Origin of the sequence: Paracandidimonas soli (assembly GCF_004342005.1) — a bacterium.
Classification (GTDB): Bacteria; Pseudomonadota; Gammaproteobacteria; order Burkholderiales; family Burkholderiaceae_B; genus Paracandidimonas; species Paracandidimonas soli.
Genome location: NZ_SMBX01000002.1, coordinates 232,697 through 258,575, shown reverse-complemented (window position 1 = coordinate 258,575; position 25,879 = coordinate 232,697). Strand labels below are relative to the sequence as shown.

Annotated in this window: 26 protein-coding genes; 10 read left to right on the top strand and 16 right to left on the bottom strand. The window is 62.3% G+C overall.

Annotated elements, in window-relative coordinates; translation table 11 throughout:
- Nucleotides 1-11: 11 nt before the first annotated feature.
- Both EV686_RS04880 and EV686_RS04875 read left to right on the top strand, forming a co-directional pair.
- The gene (locus EV686_RS04880; protein ID WP_132474115.1) at nucleotides 12-662 is read left to right on the top strand and encodes a potassium channel family protein; all 651 of its coding nucleotides are present in this window, start codon (nucleotides 12-14) and stop codon (nucleotides 660-662) included.
- Between the two features lie 2 nt (nucleotides 663-664).
- On the top strand, nucleotides 665-2,032 hold the full coding sequence (locus EV686_RS04875; RefSeq protein WP_132474113.1) for a TrkH family potassium uptake protein: 1,368 nt from the start codon (nucleotides 665-667) through the stop codon (nucleotides 2,030-2,032).
- A gap of 137 nt (nucleotides 2,033-2,169) precedes the next feature.
- On the opposite strand, the gene EV686_RS04870 is transcribed toward EV686_RS04875, so the two are convergent.
- From EV686_RS04870 to EV686_RS04855, 4 genes are read right to left on the bottom strand one after another with little or no spacing between them, the layout of a single operon-like run.
- Nucleotides 2,170-2,925 (bottom strand): ATP-binding cassette domain-containing protein, encoded by a 756-nt coding sequence (locus EV686_RS04870; RefSeq protein ID WP_243650745.1) that lies wholly within the window; start codon nucleotides 2,923-2,925, stop codon nucleotides 2,170-2,172.
- Nucleotides 2,926-2,929: 4 nt separating this feature from the next.
- On the bottom strand, nucleotides 2,930-3,883 hold the full coding sequence (locus EV686_RS04865) for a sugar ABC transporter substrate-binding protein (RefSeq protein WP_132474109.1): 954 nt from the start codon (nucleotides 3,881-3,883) through the stop codon (nucleotides 2,930-2,932).
- Nucleotides 3,884-3,908: 25 nt separating this feature from the next.
- Complete coding sequence (locus EV686_RS04860; protein ID WP_132474107.1) at nucleotides 3,909-4,865, bottom strand: ABC transporter permease; 957 nt, start codon at nucleotides 4,863-4,865, stop codon at nucleotides 3,909-3,911.
- Nucleotides 4,862-6,292: a xylulokinase gene (locus EV686_RS04855; protein WP_132474105.1), complete on the bottom strand. Its 1,431-nt coding sequence runs from the start codon at nucleotides 6,290-6,292 to the stop codon at nucleotides 4,862-4,864. Before EV686_RS04855 ends, EV686_RS04860 begins: the two co-directional genes overlap by 4 nt.
- Nucleotides 6,293-6,491: 199 nt before the next feature.
- Between EV686_RS04855 and EV686_RS04850 the strand changes: the two genes are divergently transcribed.
- From EV686_RS04850 to EV686_RS04825, 6 genes are all read left to right on the top strand, one after another.
- On the top strand, nucleotides 6,492-7,427 hold the full coding sequence (locus EV686_RS04850; protein WP_132474103.1) for a MurR/RpiR family transcriptional regulator: 936 nt from the start codon (nucleotides 6,492-6,494) through the stop codon (nucleotides 7,425-7,427).
- 26 nt (nucleotides 7,428-7,453) lie between these two features.
- Nucleotides 7,454-8,284 carry an ABC transporter permease gene (locus EV686_RS04845; protein ID WP_207901706.1) on the top strand — a complete coding sequence of 277 codons (831 nt, stop codon included), beginning with the start codon at nucleotides 7,454-7,456 and terminating at the stop codon, nucleotides 8,282-8,284.
- Nucleotides 8,285-8,286: 2 nt separating this feature from the next.
- Nucleotides 8,287-9,360: an ABC transporter ATP-binding protein gene (locus EV686_RS04840; protein WP_132474099.1), complete on the top strand. Its 1,074-nt coding sequence runs from the start codon at nucleotides 8,287-8,289 to the stop codon at nucleotides 9,358-9,360.
- Nucleotides 9,357-10,226, top strand: coding sequence for an ABC transporter permease (locus EV686_RS04835; protein WP_132474097.1), 870 nt, complete (start codon nucleotides 9,357-9,359; stop codon nucleotides 10,224-10,226). Before EV686_RS04840 ends, EV686_RS04835 begins: the two co-directional genes overlap by 4 nt.
- Nucleotides 10,227-10,338: 112 nt before the next feature.
- Complete coding sequence (locus tag EV686_RS04830) at nucleotides 10,339-11,385, top strand: ABC transporter substrate-binding protein (RefSeq protein ID WP_132474095.1); 1,047 nt, start codon at nucleotides 10,339-10,341, stop codon at nucleotides 11,383-11,385.
- A gap of 59 nt (nucleotides 11,386-11,444) precedes the next feature.
- Nucleotides 11,445-12,425 carry a glycosylasparaginase gene (locus tag EV686_RS04825; RefSeq protein WP_132474093.1) on the top strand — a complete coding sequence of 327 codons (981 nt, stop codon included), beginning with the start codon at nucleotides 11,445-11,447 and terminating at the stop codon, nucleotides 12,423-12,425.
- A 31-nt stretch (nucleotides 12,426-12,456) separates the two neighbouring features.
- On the opposite strand, the gene araD1 is transcribed toward EV686_RS04825, so the two are convergent.
- From araD1 to EV686_RS04765, 12 genes are all read right to left on the bottom strand, one after another.
- Complete coding sequence (gene araD1, locus EV686_RS04820) at nucleotides 12,457-13,455, bottom strand: AraD1 family protein (RefSeq protein WP_132474091.1); 999 nt, start codon at nucleotides 13,453-13,455, stop codon at nucleotides 12,457-12,459.
- 14 nt (nucleotides 13,456-13,469) lie between these two features.
- Nucleotides 13,470-15,188 (bottom strand): FAD-binding protein, encoded by a 1,719-nt coding sequence (locus EV686_RS04815; protein ID WP_132474089.1) that lies wholly within the window; start codon nucleotides 15,186-15,188, stop codon nucleotides 13,470-13,472.
- Between the two features lie 25 nt (nucleotides 15,189-15,213).
- Nucleotides 15,214-16,743 carry an acyl CoA:acetate/3-ketoacid CoA transferase gene (locus tag EV686_RS04810; RefSeq protein ID WP_132474087.1) on the bottom strand — a complete coding sequence of 510 codons (1,530 nt, stop codon included), beginning with the start codon at nucleotides 16,741-16,743 and terminating at the stop codon, nucleotides 15,214-15,216.
- A gap of 30 nt (nucleotides 16,744-16,773) precedes the next feature.
- On the bottom strand, nucleotides 16,774-17,556 hold the full coding sequence (locus tag EV686_RS04805) for an IclR family transcriptional regulator (RefSeq protein ID WP_132474085.1): 783 nt from the start codon (nucleotides 17,554-17,556) through the stop codon (nucleotides 16,774-16,776).
- 32 nt (nucleotides 17,557-17,588) lie between these two features.
- Complete coding sequence (locus EV686_RS04800) at nucleotides 17,589-18,026, bottom strand: MaoC/PaaZ C-terminal domain-containing protein (protein ID WP_132474083.1); 438 nt, start codon at nucleotides 18,024-18,026, stop codon at nucleotides 17,589-17,591.
- A gap of 25 nt (nucleotides 18,027-18,051) precedes the next feature.
- On the bottom strand, nucleotides 18,052-19,338 hold the full coding sequence (locus tag EV686_RS04795; RefSeq protein ID WP_132474081.1) for a TRAP transporter large permease: 1,287 nt from the start codon (nucleotides 19,336-19,338) through the stop codon (nucleotides 18,052-18,054).
- Complete coding sequence (locus EV686_RS04790; protein ID WP_132474079.1) at nucleotides 19,331-19,840, bottom strand: TRAP transporter small permease; 510 nt, start codon at nucleotides 19,838-19,840, stop codon at nucleotides 19,331-19,333. Before EV686_RS04790 ends, EV686_RS04795 begins: the two co-directional genes overlap by 8 nt.
- Before the next feature lie 60 nt (nucleotides 19,841-19,900).
- Nucleotides 19,901-20,908, bottom strand: a complete 1,008-nt coding sequence (locus EV686_RS04785) for a TRAP transporter substrate-binding protein (protein WP_132474077.1) — start codon at nucleotides 20,906-20,908, stop codon at nucleotides 19,901-19,903.
- 226 nt (nucleotides 20,909-21,134) lie between these two features.
- The gene (gene solA / locus EV686_RS04780; RefSeq protein ID WP_132474075.1) at nucleotides 21,135-22,280 is read right to left on the bottom strand and encodes an N-methyl-L-tryptophan oxidase; all 1,146 of its coding nucleotides are present in this window, start codon (nucleotides 22,278-22,280) and stop codon (nucleotides 21,135-21,137) included.
- A gap of 17 nt (nucleotides 22,281-22,297) precedes the next feature.
- Nucleotides 22,298-23,272 carry an LD-carboxypeptidase gene (locus EV686_RS04775; RefSeq protein ID WP_132474073.1) on the bottom strand — a complete coding sequence of 325 codons (975 nt, stop codon included), beginning with the start codon at nucleotides 23,270-23,272 and terminating at the stop codon, nucleotides 22,298-22,300.
- A 146-nt stretch (nucleotides 23,273-23,418) separates the two neighbouring features.
- Nucleotides 23,419-23,925 carry a tRNA adenosine(34) deaminase TadA gene (tadA, locus tag EV686_RS04770; protein ID WP_132474861.1) on the bottom strand — a complete coding sequence of 169 codons (507 nt, stop codon included), beginning with the start codon at nucleotides 23,923-23,925 and terminating at the stop codon, nucleotides 23,419-23,421.
- Nucleotides 23,926-24,051: 126 nt separating this feature from the next.
- Nucleotides 24,052-24,900: an HAD family hydrolase gene (locus tag EV686_RS04765; RefSeq protein ID WP_132474071.1), complete on the bottom strand. Its 849-nt coding sequence runs from the start codon at nucleotides 24,898-24,900 to the stop codon at nucleotides 24,052-24,054.
- Between the two features lie 272 nt (nucleotides 24,901-25,172).
- Between EV686_RS04765 and sdhC the strand changes: the two genes are divergently transcribed.
- Both sdhC and sdhD read left to right on the top strand, forming a co-directional pair.
- The gene (gene sdhC / locus EV686_RS04760; protein ID WP_132474069.1) at nucleotides 25,173-25,541 is read left to right on the top strand and encodes a succinate dehydrogenase, cytochrome b556 subunit; all 369 of its coding nucleotides are present in this window, start codon (nucleotides 25,173-25,175) and stop codon (nucleotides 25,539-25,541) included.
- On the top strand, nucleotides 25,538-25,879 hold the full coding sequence (gene sdhD / locus EV686_RS04755; protein WP_132474067.1) for a succinate dehydrogenase, hydrophobic membrane anchor protein: 342 nt from the start codon (nucleotides 25,538-25,540) through the stop codon (nucleotides 25,877-25,879). The genes sdhC and sdhD overlap by 4 nt, the downstream gene beginning before the upstream one ends.

Sequence of the window (25,879 nt, the reverse complement as noted above, 5' to 3'; positions counted from 1 at the left end):
ATCATACGATCATGGGACAATTCGCCGTCATCGGTCTTGGTCGCTTCGGCTCCGCCACCGCCCTTGAACTGACCAAGCTTGGACATTCCGTTCTGGGGGTCGATGCAGTCAACAAAATCGTGGATGCATATGCCGAGGAACTGACGCATGCCGTCATCGCCGATGCCACCGACCAGCACGCGCTGGAAGAGCTGGGCCTGGACAACTATGACGTCGTGCTCGTGGCCATGGGCGACCTGCAGCCCAGCCTGATGTGCGTCGTCCACCTGAAAAGCCTGGGCATCAAGACCATCTGGGTCAAGGCTACATCGCGCGCCCATCACCTCATTCTGAGCAAGCTCGGCGTCAACCGGATCATCCACCCCGAAGAAGAAATGGGAGTCCGAGTCGCCCAGGCGCTGAGCTATCCCATGGTGAACGACTACATCCCGCTGGGCAACGGCGAGTTCGTCGTGGAAATCGACGTAGCAACGCAACTCGAAGGCCAGACACTGGGCAAGCTGCTCGCCAGCGCGAAAAGCATCATCCATTTCCTGCTGATCAAGCGCAAAGGCGAAATCATCATGCATCCCGATAACGCCTTCACGCTACAGGCGCATGACGTGCTGCTCGTCTCGGGCCAGCTCCATGCCTTGAAAGCCCTGGCTCCGCAACTGAAATAGCCATGCGCAACTGGCATCCGCGCAGCACCATTGCGTCGTATCAGCGCATGCGGCGCAACGGCGTATTCCAGGCCAGCCCGCCCGCGGTGCTGGCCGGCGGATTCCTGCTGCTGATCCTGATCGGCACCGTACTGCTGTCCCTGCCCATCTCGCAGCGCGAGCCGTTCAGCGTGCTCTCGGCTTTCTTCACCGCCACTTCCGCGGTCACCATCACTGGCCTGACCGTAATCGACGTAAGCCAATCGTTGACTCACTTCGGACAGATCGTTCTGGCTCTGCTGGTGCAAATCGGCGGACTGGGGTTCGTCACGCTGGCAGTCGTCGCCGCGCTGACGCTGGGCCGGCGCATCAGCCTGAAACAGCAGGCGCTGGTGCTGGAGGCATTCAATCAGACCAGCGTAGTCAAAGTCAGACGTGCAGCCTTTGCCGTCTTCCGCATATCCATCACCATACAGTTGGCCGGCGCCCTGATTCTGTTTCTTTGGTGGCTGCAAGACAAGGCATGGCTGACCGCGCTGTACCACGCATTGTTCTACGCCGGCATTGCCTTCAATCAAGCGGGCTTTTCCCTGAATGCCGACAACCTGATGCCGTATGCGGGCTCGCCCGTGATCCTGCTGACCATCAGCTCTCTCATCATCCTGGGCGGCATCGGCTTTACCGTACTGAGCGAGGTCTGGCAAAAGCGGCGCTGGTCCCACTTCAGCGTCTATACGCGCGCCATCATCATCGCCACGCTGTGCCTGAACCTGTTCGGATTCGTCATGATCTTCCTGCTGGAGTCCGGCAATCCCGGCACGCTCGGTCCTATGTCCTGGGATATGCGCCTGCTCAACGCCTGGATGCAGGCCATCACGACCCGCACCGCTGGCTTCAACAGCGTGGACACCGCCCAGCTCACCGACAGCACCGCCTTGCTGATGATGGCCCTGATGTTCATCGGTGGCGGGTCGCTCAGTACGGCCAGCGGCATCAAGGTCGGCACCTTCATCGTGCTGCTTGCCGCCGTGCGCTCCTACTTGCTGCATCGTGAGGAAATCGTACTGATGAAGCGCAGCATTTCGCCCGAAATCGTGCGGAAATCGCTTGCGCTGCTGCTGGTCACCACCTTCAGCGCCTTCATGGGCATTTTCCTGATGACGCTGCTCGAGGATGCTCCCTTCCTGGACATCGCCTTCGAAGTCATCTCGGCGCTCAGCACCACCGGCCTGAGTCGCGACCTGACGATGAATCTCAGCCAGCCCAGCCAGTTCCTGCTGACCGTCCTGATGTTCGTCGGGCGGATCGGCCCGCTGACATTGATATACAGCCTGGCCACGCAAAGGCGCAGCCGCGTCCGCTACCCCGAAAGCCACTTCCAGGTGGGGTAAAGATCGAAAACAGCAGATCCTCCACCCAGCCCGCAAAGCACAAAAAAGGGAGACGGCCATTACGCTTCGTCTCCCTTTTCCATTAGCTGTCGGCACCCGATAGGCCAAGCACAGGCTGACAGACGGCTCTCGCCGCCTCATTGAACCTGCGGCCACTCCCCCGTCATCACCGTCTGCGCCAGCGTCGCCGGCGAGATGCCTTCGAGCGCGCCCTGGGCGGCAACCCGGCCCGCTTTCAGGATCACGACCCGATCGGCCACCTGGACAACGTCATCCATATTGTGGCTGATCAGCAGTACCGTGACTCCCGTGTCCTTCAAATGCCGGATCAGCGCCAGGACCTTGGCGGTTTCCTTGACGCCCAGCGCGGCCGTGGGCTCGTCCATGATCACGATGCTGGCGTTCCAGAGCAGGGCCCGGGCAATGGCGATGGCCTGGCGCTGGCCGCCGGAAAAATCGGCGACCGGGCGCTCGACATCGTCGATGTTCTGGTTCAGCCGGGCCAGGTATTCGGCGGCGCCGGCCCGCATGCGCTTTTTGTCCAGGATGCTGAAACCGGGGAACAGTGTCTTGCGTATTTCCGCTCCCACGAACACGTTCTGCCATACACTGAGCTGGGGCGCCAGGGCCAGGTCCTGGTAGATGGTGGCAACGCCATGGACCAGTGCGTCGTGCGGCGAAGACCAGCGGACTTCCCGGCCGTTCAGCCGCAATGTGCCCGAGGTCTGCGCATGCGCGCCGGAGATCACCTTGATCAGCGTGCTCTTGCCGGCGCCATTGTCGCCGCAGATGGCCAGCACCTCGCCCTCATTGGCATGCAGGCTCACGCCCCGCAACGCCTGGACCGCGCCATAGCTTTTGGTCAGGCCTTCCAGTTCAAGAACTTTGGTCACGGCGTTATTTCTGCAGGTATTTGTCGACGTTGCTGGCATCTACCAATTCCGCGTCCAGATAAATGTACGGCCCGTGGTGGATTGCACTCTTGTCTTCTTTCTTGATGGCGACGCGGTCGATGACCTCTACGGCCTTCTCGCCCATTTTCTCGAAAGGCAGCATGACGGTCGCCATCAGCAGCGAATCGGGATCCGCGATGCGGCGATAGGTTTCATCGCTGCCGTCGATGCTGACCAGCACCGGCTTGCCTTTCTTGGCACCCTGCTGGCGCAGGATATCGTCGATGATGTAGGCCTGCGCGTCGAAGGATGCCCAGATGCCGTCCACATTGCCCTGGTTCTTCAGCAACAAGGCATTCATGCCCGCCATGACGTCATCGCGCCACGAGGCGGTGCGCGCCATGCTGTGCGAGCCTATTTCCTTGACGGCGGTGTTTTCGCTGAGCACCGCATCCAGCATCTTGCCGCGTATGCGCGTGCCGACATTGCCTTCGAAGCGCTGGCTCAGGATATTGCCCTGATAATTCAGGTTGTCCAGCAGATACAGGGCCGCCTGCGCTCCGGCCGCGTATTCATTGACCGAGATGTCGAACAGCACGTCGGGGCTGGCGCCGCTGACGACAGTCACCACGGGAATGCCGGCCTCCTTGGCCTTCTTGAACTGTTCCGCGGCCTGCAAAGGCTTGCCCATGGCGACGATGATGCCGGCGGGCCTGGTCAGCAACAGGTTGTCCAACTGATGGATATGCGCGGCCATGTCTCCCTTGCTGTTCAGCACCTGGACATCCCAACCCTTGGCCTCGGCCGCCGCCTTGGCGGCATTGGCCACCCGGGCGTGGGTTTCGGAAGACATCTGGAAGCCGATGACGGCCAGCTTGGGCGCAGCGGCATGCGCGGCATGGGCAAAACAGACGGAAGCCAGCACGGCTCCCGCGTATCGCGCGAAATGATGCAACATAGAATCAGTTCCTGAAGTGACGTTGTTATATGGAGAATGCCGCTTTCTTGAGCACGGACGATGAGAAGGCCACCGACATCACGATGATGATGCCCAGCAAAATATCCTGGAAATAATACTCCATCCCCATCAGTATCAGACCGTTGCCCAACATGCCGATGATCACCGCGCCGAACAGGGTTCCGAGCACATTGGCGCGGCCAGGCTCGAACATGGTCATGCCCAGCAGCACGGCGGCGATGGCGGTCAGCATCAAGTCGGCGGCGGAGTTGGGAGAGGCGCTGGCCAGGCTGGAAGTCATGAGCACGGCCGTGATGCCGGCCGCCAGGCCCGACAGGGCCAGGCCGATGATCTTGATGGCCCTGACATTGATGCCCGCCAGGCGGGCGGCCTCGGTAGCCTCGCCCACCGCAAGCATGCGAAAGCCCAGCCTCGTCTGCTTCAGCAGGAACAGCGCCAGCACGCTGAGCAGCACAAGCCAGAAGATCAGGGCCGGAATCCCGAACACGTCGCCCCGCCCTATCCAAAGGAAGCGGCTATCCCACTGGCCGACGAAGGCCACGCCCTGCGTGACCATGAAGGAAAATCCATTGGCGATCGAGGCCGTGGCCAGCGTGGCGATCAGCGAGGGCACGCGCACCACCGTCACCAGGATGCCATTGAGCAGGCCCGCGCCAACACCGACCAGCAGCCCGGCAAGCACGGCAATCTCGGGACCGTGGCCGTGGTGGATGAACCACCCCGTGCAGACCGCGCACAGGCTGCAGACATTCGCGAACGACAGATCCAGTTCGGCTACCAGGAAGGCCAGGGAAAAGCCCAGTCCCAGTATCGCCATGAAGCTGATCTGCTTGATGATATTGGACAGGTTCTGCACCGCCAGGAAATTCGGCGCGAATACGGCGAAGAAAGCGAACAGCAGCAATCCGGCGACACATGTGCCGTAGCGTCCCAGCCATGTCTTGAAGACGGTGGAATTCATAGTAGCGTAAGGTCCCTGCTCAATCGGGTGGAAAACTCTTCTACCCGGGAATCATAATATGCGGCGCGAGCCGGATCCGGCTCGACCACCCTGCCGCCGGCATTGATCGCCGCCTGGGCCTGCGCAATGTCGCGGTACAGTCCCAGGCCTATGCATGCCGTCAACGCAGCGCCGGCCAGGGGCGAATCGCCGGACGCGCTGGGCCTGACCCGCATGCCGAATGCATCGGCGCGCGCCTGCATCCAGGCATCGTGCAAGGTGCCGCCGCCATCCATATACAGAAAAGCGTCCGGCCTGCGCGCATCCATGGCATCCAGCGCCAGCCGGTGCGCCAGCACCAGCCCTTCGACCAGAGCCAGCGCGAAATCGCAGCGCCGGTGCCTGTCCCGGACCTGCTGAAAACTGGCCGAAAGCGTGCTGCTCCACCACGGCATGCGTTCGCCGGACAGATAAGGCAGGCATATGGGCAGGTCCACGCCGTCCGACTCGGCGGCGGCCGCCAGCGTATCGGCCGGATTGTCGCTGTCCAGAAACGCCCGTGCAAACCATGCCAGGGTTCCCAGCCCGGTCTGGCAAGGGCCGCCGGTCTGCCATAGATCCGGCGTCCAGGCGATGGAAACCATGCCGGCCACCGTCCGCGGCATCCGGCTGAACGTTCCCAGCACCTGGGTCGTGCCCGATATGTCATAGACATTGCCGTCGGCAATCGCGCCCATGCCGAGGCTGGACGCCCAGGTATCGAAGCTGCCGACCACAACCGGCGTACCGGCCAATGCGCGCAGCGCTTGCGGAATCGAAGGCTGGACCGGTCCGAGGATATGCGTGGGCAAGGCCGGCGCCGGCACCACGGAGGCGGTAAAGCCCAGTCGGGCCAGTACGTCCTCCAGCCTCAGGCCGCTATCCTGCGCGGGGCGGATCCTGCTGTATGCCACCGTGTCCGTGGCCCACAGGCCTGTCAGGCGGAAATTCAGCCAATCCTTCAGTTCGACCATGGCATGCGGCCTGCCGCCATGCTCATGCGTGAACTGCAGCAGACGCGCCAGCGGATGGAATGCGCCATGGCCCGCTGTTTCCCGGTCGATGCCATAGGCCTGCGCCACGGCGCCGGACTGCTCCTCGCCGCTGGGATCGCTCCACAGCATGACGGGCGCCAGAGGCGCTCCCGCAGGATCGACAAATACATGAGAGCGCGTCACGCCTGTCAGCGCCAGCGCCAGGATATTGCGGGGCGCCTGCGGCGAACGGCACAGCCTGGCAAGCAGGCCTTCGACCGCCCGCCAGACGTCCTCGGCATTGATGGCATCCGAGCGCAGCGGGGATGCCGCGCGCTCGAGCGCCTCTATCTCTCCATCCGGACGCACCCAGCCAGCCTTGAGCCAGGTGGACCCCAGGTCCAGCGCCAGAACGGCGGAATCGTCAGCAACCATAGATACCCAAAATACTTTGCGACACGAAGAACGCAGGCTATTGCACAGCGGTACGTAGTTTATGCGCTATCACGGGTTGATGGGAGCGGCAGGACGGCCAGCCGCCACTCCCGCCATATTCGCCTAGGGTAATCACCTACTATCAATGATATGTTTATTTTCATAGAATTTTCATTAAAGAAAATTTTTATATCATCCCATGAAAACACAATCGACCGGACAGCCCAGGAAGAATCAGCAGGACGTATCGATACAGTCGCGTATCGCGCGCGCCCTGCCGACCTTGACGGCAGCACAAATCAAGATGGCCGAATTCACCCAGACGCAAATGCTGCGCTCGGCAACGATGAGCATCGAGGAATTCGCCAAGGCGAACGACGTATCCTGCGCGACGGCAAACCGGTTCGCCCGCATGCTCGGCTTCGACAAATACTCCAGCTTCCGGGCATGCCTGATGCGTGAGTTCGAAAAATCGATGGCTCCCGTCGCCCGGCTGCGCCAGGCGCAATCCGACAGCCAGGCCACCAATCACAAGATCATCGTTTCTGCGCTGGACATGGATATCGAGAACCTCCAGGCCACGCGCAAGATGCTGACCTCGACGGAGTGCGAACGCGCGGTCAAGGCCATCATCGGCGCCGATCGCGTTTTCATCATCGGCATGGGCACCAGCGCGCACCTGGCGGGCCAGTTCGAGTACGGGCTCAATCCCTATTGTCGCAATGTGCAATCGCTGGCCTCCATCGCAGGTTCCGTAGGCGCTGCCCGCCGGCTGCACGATGTCACGGAAAACGACCTGATCATTGCGATCATGTTTCCCCAATACGTGCACGATACGGCGCAACTCGCCCACTTTGCCCACAAGCGAGGCGCAAAGGTGCTGGCGCTGACCGACGGCCCCACCTCGCCCCTGGTCTCCTTCGCCGACATCTCGCTCTATCTGAAGACGCAAAGACAGTTCGCCTCGAACTCCGACGCCATCGTACTTTCCACGATCCAGGGCCTGTGCGGCGCCGTCGCCTACAGGCAGCCGGACGCGGCGGATGCCGCCGCTTCGATGAACTCCGCTACCCGGCCATGGCTGCTGACCAGCGACACGCTGCAGCATCTCAGCCGCTCAGGCCATAAACCATGACCAGCAACGCATCCACGCAGCCTTCCATGCCCACCTCGCCACGCTCCATCGGAACCCTGCCCTGGGCCACCTGCATTCACCGCGCCGTTGTCGCGCTCGTGTATGCCTTCATGCTGTGTCCCTTGTTCTTCGTCATCTGGCTGAGCTTCTTCCAGGATGCCATCCTGACATTCCCGCCGTCCGGCTATACATGGAAATGGTATGTGAACGCCTGGGAGAACCAGGCATTTCTCAACGGACTGATCATCAGCCTCCAGGTCGCCGCCGTCTCGGCCGTCGTCAGCGTCACCCTGGGCGTGACGGCGGCGCTGGGCCTGGTCCGCTATCGCTTCCGTGGCGCGGGCATCGTCAATACCCTGCTGCTTTCCCCCTTGCTCATACCGGGCATCATCATCGGCGTAGCCACCTACCTGTTCTACATCCGCGCGGAAAACATGCTGGACATGGACATCGTGGGAACGTACGGCGGCCTTCTGCTCGCGCACATCTGCCTGACCATCCCGTGGACCGTCCGCCTGGTCAGCGCCAGCCTGGTGGGCGTCGACCCGTCCATCGAGGAAGCCGCGCGAAACCTCGGCGCGTCTGCTCCCAAAGCCCTGCTGCTCGTGACGCTGCCCATGCTGCGTCCCGCCATCGTGGCGGCAGCGCTGTTCAGCTTCATCATTTCCTTCGAGAACCTGGAGTTGTCGCTGTCGCTGGTCGGTCCCGGCAGCACCACCCTTCCTATCGCGATCATGCAGTATCTGGAATTCAATCTCGACCCCACGCTGGCAGCCGTATCAACCGTGCAGATCGTCCTGCTCGGCGCGGCCATGCTGATCACCGACCGCTACGTCAAACTCAGCCAGGTAGTATAAAAATGGCCCATATTTCCATACGCAATCTCAAAAAACAATTCGGCCAGACCGTTGCCGTCTCGGATTTCTCGCTGGACATCGCGGACGGCGAACTGGTGACCTTTCTCGGCCCCAGCGGCTGCGGGAAAACGACAACGCTGCGGATGGTCGCAGGATTCATCGCCCCTACGGCCGGATCCATCCATATCGGCGACACCGATGTCACTCGCCTGCCGGTACACAAGCGCGAAACCGGAATGGTGTTCCAGCGCTACGCATTGTTTCCCCACATGACGGTGGAGCAGAACGTGGCATTCGGACTGGAAATGCATAAAGTCGATCGGCGCGAACGCCAGACCCGCATCCAGGAAGTGCTGTCGCTGGTGCGCATGTCGCACCTGGCCCAGCGCTATCCCCGCGAACTCTCGGGCGGCCAGCAGCAGCGGGTCGCAATCGCCCGCGCACTCGCCATCCGGCCCAGGGCCTTTCTGCTGGACGAACCGCTCTCCAACCTGGACGCGAAGCTCCGGCTCGAAGTACGCGAAGAAATCCGCACGCTCCAGCAGGAACTCGGCCTCAGCACGATTTTCGTGACACACGATCAGGAGGAAGCCCTGGCGATCTCCGACCGCATGGCGGTCATGTTCGACGGCAAGGTGCAGCAGGTAGGCACTCCCGAAGAACTGTACGAGCGGCCGGCGAATCTGTTCGTCGCCAGCTTCCTGGGGCGAATGAACTTTCTTCCCGGCAGCCATGCCGGCTCTACCGAGTTCATCGCAGCCTCGTCCACATCGATCAAAGCCGACGGCCTGACCGCAAGCACCAGGCAGTTGGGGCTGCGGCCCGAGCGCATACGCCTGAGCCCGACGCCGCAAGCCGGCTTCGCCAATCAGTTGGCCGGCGCCATCGATAACGTCAGCTATCTGGGCGATCAGCTCGATATCCGCTTCCGCGCCGCTTCAGGCTTGCAGCTGATCATCCAGGCGCCCAATCTCCCCGAGCCTGGCAACGGATTCCGGTGCTGGCAACCGGGCATGGCGGCTGTCGCAAACTTCCATGCCCATGACTGCATCGCTTTCTCAGAGGCCGCAGCATGACGCACGCAGCCTCCCGCGCCTGGCAAGGCCCCAGCCTGGCAGGCCCTGCATCTCTGGTCGTGCTGGCCATCATTGTCCTGCCCATGCTTGTGCTGCTGCAGGGCAGCTTCGAAGCCAGTTCCGCGCAATCCGTCATCCAGCAGGGATTGACGCTTGCCAACTACCAGAGGTTCTTTACGGATCCCTATTACCTGGACATCTTCTTCGTCACCGTCAAGGTCGCAGCGCTCTGCACCGTGCTCGCCCTGGTCCTGGGGTTTCCCGTGGCCTACTTCCTGGCTCGCACGCAAAGCCGGCACAAAAGCCTGCTGATCATTCTCGTGGTGTTTCCGCTTCTGGTCGGCAATGTCGTTCGCGCGGCGGGCTGGATGATCATACTCGGCCACGCCGGCGCGATTAACTCCCTGCTGGGCTGGCTGGGCCTGGCGGACGAGCCGCTCAAGCTGCTTTACACGCCCGCGGCCGTCGTGGTCGGAACCACCGGCATCGTTCTTCCCTACCTCATTCTGACGCTGCAAAGCGTACTGGAAGGCATCGACTTTTCAGTGGAAGAAGCAGCGCGCAACCTCGGCGCCAATCCCATCGTCACTTTCCTGCGCGTCACCCTGCCGATCGCGACGCCAGGCGTGGCGGCCGGCACGGTGCTGGTGTTCATACTTTGCATGAACGCCTACGCAACCCCCGTGCTGCTGGGAGGCACCGGCATCACCATGATGGCGCCCGCCCTGTACGACCAGATCACGAAAGCCGCCGACTGGCCTTTCGGATCCGCGATGGCGCTCATCCTCGTCGTATCGACCCTGGTCATGGCGCTGATCTCGCACAGCCTCATCAACCGCAAGTACGCCAAGACCATGGCAGCCTGATTTTCCGCCTCCGGGCCGCACCGGGGAAAATGCCTCCCTCAGGGGGCAGCAAGCCAAAGGCGCGGCGTGGGAGCATTTTCGAGCTTCACCAACCCAAAGCATAGAGAGCACCATGAATTTCAATCGCAGACATTTCATCAAGGCGGCAAGCTCATTGACCTTGGCCTCGACAGTCCCCTCGCTGGCATGGGCGGCCGGATCATGCGACAAGGACCTCGTTGTCGGAACCTGGGGAGGCGATTACCAACGGCTGCTGCAGCAGAACCTCGACCCGCTGGTGAAGCCCGAAGGCATCAATGTCGTCTACGATGTCGGCGCGGCCCTGCAGCGCCAGACGAAACTGCGCGCGGAAAGAGGCGCGCGCCGCAGCACCATGGACATCGTCCTGCTGCGCGACAACGACATGTACCAGATGGCGCACGAGAACACGCTCGCCCCGCTCGACGAAGCGGCCCTGCCGAACCTGCAGCATGTGATCCCTTCCCTCAAGACCGATTACGCCATTCCTCACATCTTCAGCGCACTGGTCCTCGTCTACAACACCGAGTTCCTGAAGACGGCCCCGGAGAGCTTTGCTTCGCTGCTCGACGCCAGCCTCAAGGGCAAAGTGGGCGTCGTCGACGATCAGTACGATTACCTGACGCTTGCCGGCGCCCTTGCATCAGGCAAACCGGGCGACGACCTGCAGGCAGGCCAGGACTTCCTCCTTGCCCTGCGCGAGAACGCGCCCAAGGTCTACCCCTCGGTGGATGCGCTGGCAAGCGCGCTCAAGAGCGGGGAAATCTGGGTCACTATGACATGGAAAGCGCGCGCGCTGCAATGGTCGAAGGCAGCGCTGCCCGTAGCCTATGTCTTCCCCAAGGAAGGCGCGCTTCCGGCCACGTTCTGCGCGGGCCTGTCGGGCGGCAGCAAGAATGCCGCATGCGCGGCCCGCTATCTGAACAGCATGCTCGAGCCGAAGGCCCAGCTCGCCTTCGCCGAAGCCATGGGCTATGCGCCGACGGTGCTGAACGCCCAGCTCCCTCCCTCTTTGCAGGACTCCGTCGGCTTCGACAGCGCCCAGCTGGACCTGCTCGTGCCTGTCAACTTCGAGCTGCTGATGCAGAACAAAAGCCGTCTGCTCGACTTCTGGAACCGCCAGTTCCGCGCAGGCCTCTGATATCGTCATGGCGCCATGGCTGGAGCATGGCGCCATCGTTCGCCAACAAGGAAGCTATTTTGATTATCGTATGCAACAACGAAGGTAAATCCGGCATCCCGGTCACGGCCGAGATGCTCTCGCGTGGCGCGTCGGCGCTGGATGCCCTGGAGGCCGGCGTGCGCGTGGTCGAGGACGACCCCGAAGTGCGCACCGTCGGCACCGGCGGCTGGCCGAATTTGCTCGGCGACGTCGAGCTGGACGCATCGGTCATGTGCGGCTCGACGCTGCGGACCGGCGCCATCGGCGCCCTGAAAGGCTACACCCACCCCGTCAGCATCGCCCGCCAACTGCTGGAGCGCCTGCCCCATGAATTTCTCGTCGGCGACGGCGCCGCCCGCTTCGCCCATGAAATCGGAGCGGAAACCGGCGAACTGCTGCGTCCCCATGCAAAGACCGCCTGGCAGCGGTGGTTCGACAGCGAAATCAAGCCCGAACACCAGGCCGCATGGCCCGATGCTCCCTTGATCGAATACTGCCACAATGCCGTGGATCCCGAGATAGGCAAGGATACGACCGTATTCCTCTGCATGGACCAGCACCGGCATATCGCCTCGGCCACAAGCACTTCAGGCTGGGGATGGAAGTACCCGGGCAGGCTCGGCGACAGCCCCGTCATCGGAGCCGGATCCTACGCCGACAGCCGCTATGGCGCATGCGCATGCACTGGCGCCGGAGAAATGACCATCCGCACAGGCACGGCCAGGGCCGTCGTGCTGTACATGAAGATGGGCATGAGCGTCGAACGGGCCGTCGATGAGGCGGTCAATGACATGCGCGCCCTGAAGGGCGGGCTGATCAGCCGCGTCACCATCCATGCCATCGACAATCGCGGCAACCATCGTACCGTGGCGGTCAACGGCCTGCCCGACAATCACTACTGGCTGTGGCTGCCCTCGATGAAGGCGCCCGAGGCGCGCCCCGCCGAAATCATCCAGATATCGGACGAGGAGCCCCAGAACAAGCCATTCGCAATGGCGGTGTATACGAAAGAGCCGTAAAGCCGCAAAGGCGCGGCGGAAACCCCGCCGATTACAGCGCTCTGACCCGGGTCTTCTGCGCGCCGCCCTTCTGCCGCCGCAGCGTATTCCTCAGCGGCAGCGCAAAGGGCCCGGCCTCGATATGGAAGACGTCGCCGGGCTCGGTGGCGATGCCGTCGGCGCAGCTGAGCGTGGCTGTGCCGAAGAAATGCGCGTGCACGTCGCCCGGGCGCAGGAACTGCGCATACTTGAAGTGATGCGCCTCCAGATTCGCCAGGGTATGCGACATGTTCGCCTCGCCCGACAGGAACGGCTTTTCCCACAGGGTTGCGCCATTGCGCACGATGCGCGAAACGCCGCGCACATCCTGGGGCAGCTCTCCCAGCAGCATGCACGGACCGAAGCTGGCCGGGCGCAGCTTGGAATGCGCCAGGTACAGGTAATTCTGGCGCTCCGTGACGTGATCCGAGAACTCGTTGCCCAGGGCGTAGCCCAGGCGCCTGGGCTCGCCCTGCGCGTCTATCAGGTACAGGCCCACGATTTCCGGCTCTTCGCCGCCATCCAGCGCAAAGGACGGCATGGACAGATCGCCTCCGGGCGGCGCGATGATGCTGCCATCCCCCTTGTAGAACCACTCGGGCTGGACGCCCATCCGCCCATCGGCGGGCTTGCCCCCCTCCAGGCCCATGCGGAACATCTTCATCGAATCGGTCAGGGAGTCGGCCTCGGCCAGGCTGCGATGCATCTGATCGCGCCCCTGGGCGCTGCCCAGATGCGTCAGGCCCGTCCCGCTCACCAGCATATGCGCCGCATCGGGATGATCCAGCGGCGCCAGCAGGCGGCCCTGCTCCGCCAGCGACTGGGCGTCTTCCTCGTGAGTTCCCAGGCGCTGATGCGCCGCCCGGGACAGGGTCAGGCCTTCGTTCAGGGCCTGTTGCGCCAGCTCGTAAATGGTCCCGACGCCTTCGATCCGCCGGGCCCGGCGCAGGTCGTCTGCGATGGCCAGAACCTGGCGGCCGCCATCGGGCGTCAGCGCTTGCAGCAATTGCATGATTGAAATCCTCGTCAAAGATCGCCCAGCCGGGCGGTGAAAAAGCCTTGGGGCTGCCCGTGGTCCAGGATGATGTTGTGCTCCTGGGCCTGATCCGGTGCCGGATGGTCCTCTCGGTAGTGGCTGCCCCGGCTCTCCGTGCGCTGCAGCGCCGCCTTCGCCATCAGGCCGGCCACCTCGATCATATTGTCCAGCTCCAGCGCCGCCACCCAGTCCTCCGAGGTCTGGATCAGCGTGTCCTGCAGCAAGGCCCGGCGCAGATCGCCGCACGTTTCCAGCAGCGCCTTCAGGCCTGCCTCATTGCGCAGAATGAGCAGGTGGCGGTTGGCCGCTTTCTGCAGCGCGCGGCGCAGCGCCTCCAGCGATTGCGCGCCCCGGCCCACGAAACGGTCCATGAACGCCTGGTGTCCCGCCAGGGGATCGGCGAGCTCGACATGCGCCATGCCTTGCGCCCGCCTGGCCGCCGCCCTGCCCGCCCTCGCACCGAACACCTGGCAGGTGACCGCCATATTGCCGCCCAGGCGATCCGCGCCATGCGGCCCCGCCGCCACCTCTCCCGCCGCAAACAGGCCTTTCAGGTTGGACTGGGCATCGGAGTCGATGCGCAGGCCGCCATTGATCGCATGCGCCGAGCAGGTGATCTGCACCTTGTCCTTGTACAGGTCGACGCCCTTGGCCTTGTACCATTCGTAGGTCAATGGCCACATCCTGGCGATGCTGCGCGTCTTGTCCGCCAGGATCGCATCGAAATCGCAGCCGATGAAGTCCATGTACACGCCGCCCTCGTCCGTGCCGCGCCCATCGTTGATGGCCTTCTGGATCGAGATCTCGATGTACTTGGAAATATCGCTGGAGCTGAAGGGAAAATGGCGTTCCTTCTGCTGCAGCACGGCGTCCAGGGTCAGCCCCTCGGGCAGGTAGTCCTGCACGAAGGGCCGGCCGTCGCGATCCGTCAGGTTGGGCCTGGCATCCCACAGATAGTTGCCGAACAGGTTGATGAACGGAGCAATGACGCTGACCCCGGCCTGCATGAACTCCATGTTCACCAAATGGGCGCCGGCGCGATACGCCATGGCGTAGCCATCGCCCGTGATGTCCGAAGGGTACAGGTTCTTGGCGAACAGCTGGCTGGAGCCGCCCGTGGTCAGGATGGTGGACTTGGCGCGGATCAGCACGGAATCGCCTTGCGCGTCGATGGCCCAGGCCCCCAGGCACTGGCCCTGGTGCGCCAGCAGGTTCACGATCATGAGCTGATCCATGACCCGGATGCCGCGGCGCGACGCCTCGGTTCCCAGCGCCTTCACGATGGGCTTGAAGTGATCCTGGATGACGTGCGAGCGCGGGCGCGAGGAAAAGCATGCCCGGAAGACCAGGTAATGGTCGTCCTCGCGTTCGAAATGCACGCCATGGCGCTCCAGGTAGCGCAGCGTGTCTTCGGCCTCTTCGGACAGGATGCGCGCCAGGCGGGGATCGGCCATCCCCTGGCCGGCGGCCAGGATATCGTTCAGGAAAACTCCCGGATTGTCCTCGGGATCGCCCGCGCCATCCGGTATGTTGAAGGCGCCCACCTCGGCCACGCTATGGAACGTGGCGCCGCTCTTGCGGAACTCCCCCTTGATGGCCACCAGCACATCCGCGCCAGCGGAATCCGCCTCCAGGATCGCGCGCAGCGCGGCGCCGCCGCTGCCTACGACAAGTACGTCGGTCGTAATTTCACGATAAGGTTTCTGCATCGTCTCCTCCCGGGCTATGCCGTTTTCAAGAGAAATGGCTTTCAGCCATGGATTTCAGGGTGGGCGACACCCGGACCTCGAACGGGATCAGGTCCAGCACCTGGGTCTGCAAATCGACGCCAGGCGCTACTTCCTCCACCTGCAGCCCTTCTTCCTGCAAGGAGAAAACAGCCCGTTCGGTCACATAGAGCACCTGCTGCCCCTTGGAACGGGCGCGCTGCGCGCTGAAGGTCACCTGCTCCACCTGGGGCACGAACTTGGAGAACTTCCCTTCGTTCTTGATCCGCAGCTTTCCCTGGCCGCTCTCGATCTCCACACCGCCTGCCGAGAAGGAACCGCAGAACACGATCCGGCGCGTGCGGTGCGTAATGTCCACGAAGCCGCCGCAACCGGGGATGATGCCGTTGAACTTGCTGACATTCACATTGCCCTGGGCATCGATCTGCCCGAAGCCCAGGAAAGTCATGTCCAGCCCGCCGCCCAGGAAATACTCGAACACCTGGGTGGAATCGACGATGGCCAGGGGATTGATATTCGTGCCGAAGATGGCCCGCTCTCCCGGCACCCCGCCGATCGAGCCGTGCTCGGGGAAAAAGGTGGCCTGGTCCGGCCCGCTGCGCTCGACCAGGATCTTCGGGATGTCCACGGGAATGCCCACGCCCAGGTTCACCACCTGGTGCGGCGCGATTTCGTTGGCTGCGCGGCTGACCACGATGCGCGAAATTCCGGCCGGCACCGGCTCGATGCGCCCCAGCGGCAGGCGGATCTCTCCGGTCAGGGCCGGATTCAGCGCCTGTCCGCCGGAAACGCTCTGCTCGGGCTCGATGACGATGGCGTCCACACAGATCCCCGGGATCTCGACCATGCGGGGATGCAGCGAGCCTCCCTGTGCAAGCCGGCGCACCTGGACGACGACCTTCCCGCCACTGGCCTTGGCCGCCATGGCCAGCGTCTTCACGCCCAGCGACACGGGCTCGTCTTCCATGCTGATATTGCCGTACTCGTCGGCCGTGGTCCCCCGCAGGAAGGCCACATGCACAGGTTCGCAGCCGTAACGCAGATAGGTTTCCTCGCCGATCTTCACGCGCCGGGCCAGGGATTCCGCCGCCGCCTGGTTGATGCGGCCCCCTTCGACATCCGGATCGACGAACGTATCCAGCCCGACCTGAGTGAAGGTTTCCTTCTTGCCCGACGCCGTATCGCGCAGCATCTGGAACAGTGTCCCCATGGGCACCACGTGCGCCTCGAATACGTTCTGCTTCAACAGCTCCGTATAGCGCGATGTCTTCAGGAAACTGTAGCCGCTGCCGATCGCCCGGCGCACCATGCCTGGCTGGGCAAGGTGTTCGAGCCCTAGCCCGGGCCCCATGCCTGTGATGATGGGATGGATCTCAGTCAGGTTGCGCGGCGAACCGCTGGCCGCGAAACGCTCTCCCAGCGCGCGCAGCAATGCATCCGGCAGCAGGACGTTTTCGCAGCCGCAAATGGCGATCGTGTCGCCATCCTTGACCAGTTGAGCCGCCTCTTGCGCACTCAGAATATCGACAGCCTTCATAAATCAGATAGTCCTCAAAGAAACGAACCCTTACGCCCCAAGCTCTTTCTCGATCTGTTGCGCAGCGTTCTTCAATTTTGCAAAAATGCCGGGAATGGATTCCTTCGGCATGCGCACCGACGGCACGGCGGTATTCAAACCGGCGATGACCTCGCCGCGGGCATTGCGGATGGGCACCGCCAGGCTGGAAACGCCCTCTTCGAACTCTCCGATATTCAAGGCGTAGCCTCTTTGCCGGATGCGGCGGCGTTCTTCCTGCAGCTCGCGCCTGTCCGTGATGGTTTTCTCGGTATAGGCCTGCAGCGCCTGCTGGTCCAGGAACTGCAGGACCTCGGCGTCGCTCATGTAGGTCAGGAATATCTTGCCCATGCTGGTGCAGTGCAAAGGCGACAAGGCTCCCACCTGCGAGTTCAGATCCAGCATGCGCGTCACCTTGCGGCTCACCGCCCTGTCCAGGAACGCCGCGAACATGCCTTCGCGTTGCCCCAAATGGACGATTTCGCCAAGATCGTCGGCCAGTTCCTGCACATAGGGGCGGGCGATCTCGACCAGGTCGTTCTCGCTGAAGCGCCGCACCGCCAGCTTCAGCAGCGCGGGCCCCACGCGATAGCTGCCATCCTTCGGATCCTGGGCGACATAGCGCATGAACTCCAGCGTCTTGATCAGATCGAAGACCGTACCTTTGCTCAACTGCAGTTCCTTGCTGATCGCGCTGATGCCCTTGCTGTCACCGCCGATCACGTTCAGCACCGATAGCGCCCGTACGACCGACCTGATGGTTTTTGGCGAATCGTTTTCCCGATCTTCTTGCATGACAGTTCCTGTGTGGTGTGGATACAAGGCTTTTAGCCTACCTTTTCCCTCAGCACTTTGATATTGGTATCTCCGATTGCACACAGCCTGCCATCCTGGCTGGTGATCTCGGCGGACATGAATATCTTCCTGCTTTCCCTGTCGATTCGGGATACCGCGACCTTCACCGAAATCGTATCGCCGATGAAAACGGGAGACAGGAACTTGATGTTGAAGGTCTGGGCCGCATAGCCCGGCGGATTCAGGCGCGGGCCGATCAGTTCGACCGTGCATCGCGACACGAAGCCCGGCAGCAGCGCCCCATGCGCGACGCGCGCGCCGAGCTTTTCTTCCGCGTAGACCGCATTGACATGATTCGGATGGAAGTCGCCCACGATGCCTGCGTACAGATAGACATCCGACTCGGATACGGTCTTCTGGATGGTGTGCTCTTCACCCAGCTTGATTTGTTCGAAAGGATCGATGGACATATTTTCTCCAGGGAACAGCAAAACATCAGGTGGTCAGCAATTGCGGCAGGAACAGCGCAATCTGGGGGAACACAATGATCAGGAAGATCAGTGCGATGAAAGCCAGAACAAAAGGCGCGGATGCGCGGATCATTTGCGGGACGGGCACCTTGGCGATCGAGCCGGCAATCAGTATGCACAGGCCGAACGGCGGCGTGATCAGTCCCATGGCGGCCGTCATGACGATCACAATGGCCATGTGCATCGGATCGATGCCGACCGTGGCGGCGATCTCCTGGGCGATTGGCAGGAAGATAATGATGGCCGGCACCCCGTCCAGGAAGCAGCCGATCAGCAGGAAAATGGCGAAGATGAAAATCAGCCCGGTCACCTGCGTCAGCTCGAACTGGGCAATGAACTCTCCCACTATGTTCGGAACCTGCAGAAAGGCGATCATCCAGCCGAACGCCACTGCCGATGCGATCGCGAATACCGGCAACGAAACCATGATCGATGCGCTCTTGGCGATGTTCGGCAACTCTCGCAGGCTGACGCTGCGCAGCAGAATGATCACCAGAACAGCATAGGCGACCGCCACCACTCCGGCTTCCGTCGGCGTGAATATGCCCGCCATGATGCCGCCGATGATGATGACGGGAATGCCCAGGGGCAGAAGACATTGCCTGAACGCACGCACGACTTCGGGCGCGCTGGCGCGCGCCTCGCGAGGATAATCATGCTTGCGTGCCACCACATAGGCGATCAGCATCTGCGAAACCCCGACCAGGATGCCCGGCACCACGCCGGCCAGAAACAGCTTGCTCATCGACAGATTGGCCAGCGAACCATAGACGATCATCAGCACGCTGGGAGGAATGATCGCGCCCATCGTGGACGAAGCCGCGGTAATGGCCGCCGAGAAGCCCGGCGAATAGCCTTTCTTGACCATGGCCGGGATCAGCATGGAGCCCATGCCGGCAGTATCCGCCGTAGCGGTACCGGAAACCGAGGCGAACATCATGCTGACCACTACATTCACCTGCGCCAGGCCGCCCTTGATATGTCCTACCAGGGCCTGGGCCAGATTGATGAAGCGATCGGTGATATTGCCCAGGTTCATCAGATAGCCGGCCAGGATGAAGAACGGAATGGCCAGCAAGGGGAAATAGTCCAGCGAGGCATACATGCGCTCGACCAGCAACTGGGTGGGCATATCGGACAGATATATGACCAACAGGGTCGGCAGCGACAGGCAGAAGGCCAGCGGCACGCGCAATAGCAGCAACAGCCAGAAGCTTCCGAACAGAATGGCGATAAGACTGGTTTCACTCATGATGATGCGATCCTTTTTCCGCAGCCACCCTCAACAAGCCGTAAACCGCATTGATGATGAACAGCGCACCGCTGATCGGCATGATCAGCATCAGATAACCCTGCTTGATGCCCAGCGAGAACGAATAGCGCCGCATGCCGCTTCCGACGAAATCCAGGCCATGCACCAGGAAAACCACGCCCAGCAAGGCGATCAGCAGATAGGACAGCACCTGCAGGAAGATCGATACCGGATGCCCTTCCGGAAACCAGCGATACAGCAAGTCGACGACGAAGTGCTCATTGCGCCGCACTCCGACCGTCGCCCCCAGGAACGCCACCCAGATGAAGCAGGCCGTCGCCAGCTCCATTGCCCAGACGAACGAATAACTGAAAAGATTCCGGCTGCCGACCTCCAGCAGGAGCGACACGCTCATGACAACCACGAGCAGACTGCAGATGTTCAGCACGCAGTCCTCCAGCCGGACGACCAGCCGGTCATAGACAAAAGAAAATCGATTCATGATGCCTTCCAGTGACGCGCGGCGGCGGGTCTCGCGAGAGTCCGCCGCCGCGCGGAAGCATTACAGTGCGCGAATGGCCTGCAACAGATCTTCTGCGCCGACGTCCTTGGCAACCTTGTCATACAGGGGTTCCAGCGGAGTACGGAATGCCGGCTTGTCCACATCGACGATGATGGCGCCTTCGGCCTGCATGCCCGCCACGGCCTTTTCCTGGAACTTCACCGACAGGTCGAGCACTTGCTGGCCCGCGGTGGCAAAGGCTTTTTCAACCGCGGGGCGGAGTTCCGCCGGAATCTTTTCCAGCGCGCGGTCGGATACCAGCACCAAGGCCACATAGAACGAGTGGTCGGTCTTGGACAAGTGCTTGGCCACCTCATGCAGCTTATAGGTGTACAGGATATCCGGCGCGTTCTCGACCGCCTGCACCACGCCCTGGCGCATGGCTGCGACCACCTCGGGCATGGGCATGTTCACCGGATTGGCGCCATAGGTGGACCAGACTTCGGACTCGATGGGGTTTGCCTGCACGCGCATGCGCAGCCCCAGGGTTTTCATGTCGGCCGGGGTGCGCACATCGCCCTTGGTATTGGCCACCCAGCGGCTGCCCACCGTGGTCGGCGCCAGAAGCTGCAGGCCCAGCTTGGCATCGGCAACGGACTTCTGCATGAACTTCCACAATTCGCTGTCCGGCGCCATGCCCTTTCGATACGTCTCATAGCTTTCGAAGATATACGGCACGCTGAACAGCTGGAACTGAGGCACGAACGAAGCGAAGTTTCCTCCGCCTGCGATCGCGATATCCAGGGAGCCGCTGCGCAGGGCTTCGATCATGCTGATTTCATTGCCCAGTTGCTGGTTCGGATAGATGCGCAGCTTGACCTGCCCATTGGTTTCCTCTTTCAGGGCCTTGTCCAGCAGATCAAGGGTGGCGTAGTACAGGCCGTCGCGATTCGATTCCGTGCCCGCCGTCAGCGTCAGATTGACGGTTTGCGCATGAGCGCCATTCGCCAGCCCCATGGAAAAAGCCGCCCCGGCCAGCAACCCGGCCATGTATTTCTTGATGCCCATTCAATATCTCCTCTCTGTGCATCCCCGTTTGCCGGGGTACGCGTGTATTGGAAAATCATGTTTTTCATTATCGTACGGCACTGTCGTACGACGTACGGAAATATCTTATGGACAAAAAAAAGGCCTGTCAAGAAGACAGACCAGCATGCATTTTGCAAGTGGAGCGAAGTCCGAAATCCGCTCGTCCGCCGACGCAAGTGGATTCCGCAAACAGTCCCTAAACCGCTCAGCCGTGCAGCGAATCGAAGGAAAACAGCCCGATCGGCAGGTCCGTGCCGCCGTCCAGCGCCAGATCCGCCAGGATCTCGCCGGTCACGCCGCCGAACTTGAAGCCATGCCCGGAACACGGCGAAGCCACCACGACATTGGGCTGTCCCGGCAACAGGTCCATCAGGAAGTTCTCGGTGGGGGTCATCGTATAGCGGCAGGTCATCGCCTTGCTGAAGATGCCGCCCGCACCTGGAACATAGCGGTCAATGGCATCTTGCAGCAATTCCAGATCGCGCTCGCAAACCGGCGCGTTGGGTGCGTCCGGGTTGGCGATGGGCTCGCGGAAATGCGCGTGGCGTCCCATCTTGATGCCATCGCTGCCGACCATGGGAAAGCCGAAGAAAGAGCCTTCGCCCGTCTTGTTGTCTTCACGCAGGAACACCGGCATGCGGTGCGGCGTGGTCAGGAAACGCTCGCGCGGCTGAAACCACGACACCACAACCCTTATCGGAGACACGGCTTCGCGCAGCTGCGGCACCAGCTCGGCAATCCATGCGCCGGTCGCCACCACGACCTTGCGGGCGCGGATGCTGCCCTGCTCCGTGCGCAGCGTTACGCCGCCATCGCCGGGTTCGACCCCCAGGACTCGCTGGCCGTATTGCAGGCTTGCGCCCGCCTGCGCTGCGGATTTCAGGAAGGCATTGACCGACCGTTCCGCCAGCAGGTACCCGCCCTGGTGTTCGAACAGGCCGGCTTCGTCCGGCTGCAATGCAAATACCGGAAAGCGCTCGCGCACCTGATCCGCGTCCAACCATTCATGCGCCAGTCCGTGCTGCTCGCAGGCCAGTCCGGTGCCCTTCAGGATCTTGCCGTCGCGTTTGCCGATATGCAGCACACCGGTAATGTGCAGCAAGGGTTCCTGCACACGCTCTTCCAGGCTGCGCCAGTTCCGGTAGGCGCGATGCAGCAGCGGGACATAGGCGGGGTCCTCGAAATACCCGAGCCGGATCAGGCGCGTGTCTCCATGGGAAGACCCCATGCCGTGCCCGGGATGGTAGGCCTCCAGGCCGATGACGGAGGCTCCGCGCCGCGCCAGTTCGTCGAGGGCGGCCGCCCCCGTGATTCCCAGCCCGATGACGGCGGCATCGTAGACTTTCTGCATTTCTGATCGTTCCGTCTTCAGTGCGTATGCTCGTCCAGCACCAGGTGGGCCATGCCGTCTTCCGTGGCGATGCCCACTTTGCGCCCGACGGGAAGCGTCGCCTTTACTTTGACGTGGCCGTAGGGCAGACCGGTGACGACAGGCACTTTCACCGTTGCGCGCAGCCAGCGCACGACGGCATCCAGGTCATAGCCATTGTCCACGGCGCTCAGGCGGTAATCCGTGAAGCGCCCCAGCACAATGGCTTTCTGGCGCTGCAGCACGCCGGCCTGCCACAGCTGCGCCAACATGCGCTCGATGCGGAACGGATGCTCGGCCACATCCTCCAGGAACAGGATACCGCCCTTCACCTTGGGGAAATAAGGCGTACCCAGCAGCGATACCACCATGGCCAGGTTTCCGCCCCACAGCACGCCGCGCGCATCCACGGGATCGGCATCGGGCGACTCGAAGCCCAGCACTTCCAGCTCACCGCGCACCGCCTCGCCGAACAGATCGGCCGTCAGTTCGTCCACGCTTTTGCCACCGAAGTCGGTGACGGCTGCCGGACCTGTCAGGCTTTCCGCACCGGTCTGCGCCAGCAGCGCCAGGTTGAACGCCGTGAAGTCGCTATGCCCGACAAAGATCTTTCCGCTGTCGGCCACGGCCTTCCAGTCGATCTGCGGCAGCAGCCGGCTCAGGCCGTAGCCGCCGCGAGTGGCCATGACCAGGCCGTGCTTCTGCTTGAGCGAACGTTGTATGGCGGCCAGGCGCTGCTTGTCGGTGCCGGCGAAACGCTCGTGCACCGCCAGGGCCGTGCGGTCCACGCTGGTCGTGAAGCCCCGCTCTTCCAGACGCTGGCAAGCCAGTTCCAGTTCTGCCGGATTGCGCACCGCGCCCGATGGCGAGATCAGATAGATGCCGCGCTTTCCGGCAGGCTTTCCCGCAGGTTCGTGATGGTCATGCGTGCATGATGGTCCGTGCTTGTGTTGGGATTCTTTCTTGCCTGCCATGAAAACTCCTGCGCTGAAAAGATATGCGTCGGCGATGCCGGATACGGGGGATATCTCCCGATCGCATGAAACCCTGCAAGTTTAAACGGATTGACGGAGCAATGCCTCGGAAGCCGCGGGCAGGCCGCCTTGGGAAGCACATCCGCTTATCGTTCGGCCGGATCAGCGGCTCCCTTGGCCTGCTGCCTGCGCTCGCGGAAGAACCGGCGCAGCATTTCGCTGCATTCGTCCGCCAGCAGCCCGGAACGTATGCCGGTCTGATGGTTCAGGCGGGTATTGGATGACAGGTCGATCAGGCCGCCGCAGGAACCCGTCTTGGGGTCCGGCGCGGCGAACACGATTTCCCGCAGCCGCGCATGCAGCATGGCGCCCAGGCACATGGCGCAAGGCTCCAGCGTCACGAACAGCCTCAGGCCGGGCAGGCGGTAGTTGCCCATCAGCCGCGCAGCCTCGCGCAATGCCACGATTTCCGCATGGGCGGTGGGATCGTGGTCGATGATCGTACGGTTGTATCCGGCGGACACGACATTGCCCTGCGCATCGACGATGACCGCTCCCACAGGGACCTCTCCCAGCGCGTAGGCCTGCCGCGCCTGCGCCATGGCCTGCCGCATCCAGCCACGCTCCTCTTCGGTGAAGACATGATCGGCCATCAGCGCGCCGCCGCTTTCCGCCTGCGCATCCTCTGCGGAATCGATGCGATCGTCCTGCCGGCGGTGCTCCGGCTGCGCCTGCCCTTCCCTGGGCTTCTTATCGGAACAGAATCCACACATACCGGCCTATCCCCTGTACATGCGCGACTTCAGCGTAATGCGCCCGGCGATGCTCTCCACCGCCTCTTCCAGCCACTGGTAAAGCTCAGCCTCTTCGTTGTAGCGCGCCTGGTTCAGGTTGGATACCCTGCCTTCCTGGATGAAGCCCCAGGCGCGGCTGCGCTTGTTCTTGTGCCTGGGATCCCAGACGCCGAAGGCGACGCCGCCCGAACGGCGGATCAGGGAAAAACACGGGATATCGGTATAGCCGTCGCCCACGAACACCATCTGTTCGAACGGAATGCGCAGCTTGTCCTCCGGCACCTTGCGGTTGACTTCGAACGGCTTGTTGCGCGATGCCGGGCCGATGATGCCTTTCTGGATGTGGAACAGGTAGCGTGTCTTGTCCGTGAAACTGACGATGCGGCGCGGGAAATGAATGCCGCCGACCTCGTCGTACATGAATTCCGAAGCCCAGATATCCGTGAACTCGTGCGCAATCGGAGTATGCCGCACCACATCGCCGATGCCGCTGGAGATCAGGTAGAACTCCAGCTGGACCTGCGGGTGATTCTGCCGCACGTGCGAACGCAGGCGCTCGAACAGCGTGGGCACCCCCTCATGCAGGGGCAGGCGCCTCCCCCAATCGGCAAGTCTCGCCTGAGTGATGGCGCCGTGGCTGCCGGACTTCGACAGCGCAATCATCTGGTGGAGATAGGCGGGCACGGGGTCCCAGTCCTGCTCGAACAACAGCGGATCGACATCCTGGTGCCAGAACTGCTGCACGTCCACGCCGATATCCGCAAGGAACCCGGACGTGCTGTCGGGCGCAAGAGTATCGTCGAAATCGAAAATCAGGGCAATGGCATCGGACATGATCGCATCATCGGAAATGGCATGCCGGCATCATAACCTGCACGTCTTTGACTCGACATGCGAGACCTGGATATCCGGCGGAAGTTCGTGAGCCGCACAGACGCCAATCTCCCTTCCATCGAGGCGGACATTGGCAGTCTGCGCCCGCCAATAACGTATAGTCAGTTCAAGCGGATGGAAAACCGCACGGCGGCTCCGCCGCCTTCCGGCAATGCATTGCAGACCAGCAACATTCCGGCATTCGGCGCACCCTGATCACATACGGGGGGAATATGCAAAGACCCGTCTTTTTCAATGTATTCCAGATCCAGATGCCCGTAGGCGCCATCGCCTCGATCAGCCACCGCATCAGCGGGGTGCTGCTGGCCGCCGGCATTCCCTTCTGTATTTATCTGCTCGATTCGTCGCTGGCAGGTCCGGACGGCTACCAGCACGCCGCAGACCTGCTCGACAGCCGCCCGGTCCGGTGGCTGTCGATACTCTTCGCCTGGGCGCTCGGCCATCACCTGCTGGCCGGAGTCCGCCACCTGCTCAGCGACATCGATATCGGTTCGAGGCTGCGGACGGCCCGTCGCAGCGCCTGGACGGTCAACTGCCTCGGTTTTTCGTTTGCCGTGCTTGCCGCCGTGGCCTTCCTATGAAAACGTCCCCTGTCAGCGGCCTGGGAGCCTGGCTCATCCAGCGGTTCACCGCCGTCTACCTGCTTTTCTTCTTTCTTTTCGCGCTGGCGTACTGGGTTTTTTTCCCGCCTGCCTCATACGACGCCTGGCGCGGCGCGATGTCTAGCGCCGCGCTCGCGGTTCCGACCGGCATGTTCTTCATCGCCCTGCTTGCCCATGCCTGGATCGGCCTGCGCGACATCGTTCTGGATTACGTCAAGCCCCTTGGGCTTCGGGTAGCCATGCTGGCATTGCTGGCGCTCGGCCTGGGCGGCATGGCTGCATGGGCGGTGCTGGCGTTGTCCGGCGCCCGGCCCTGA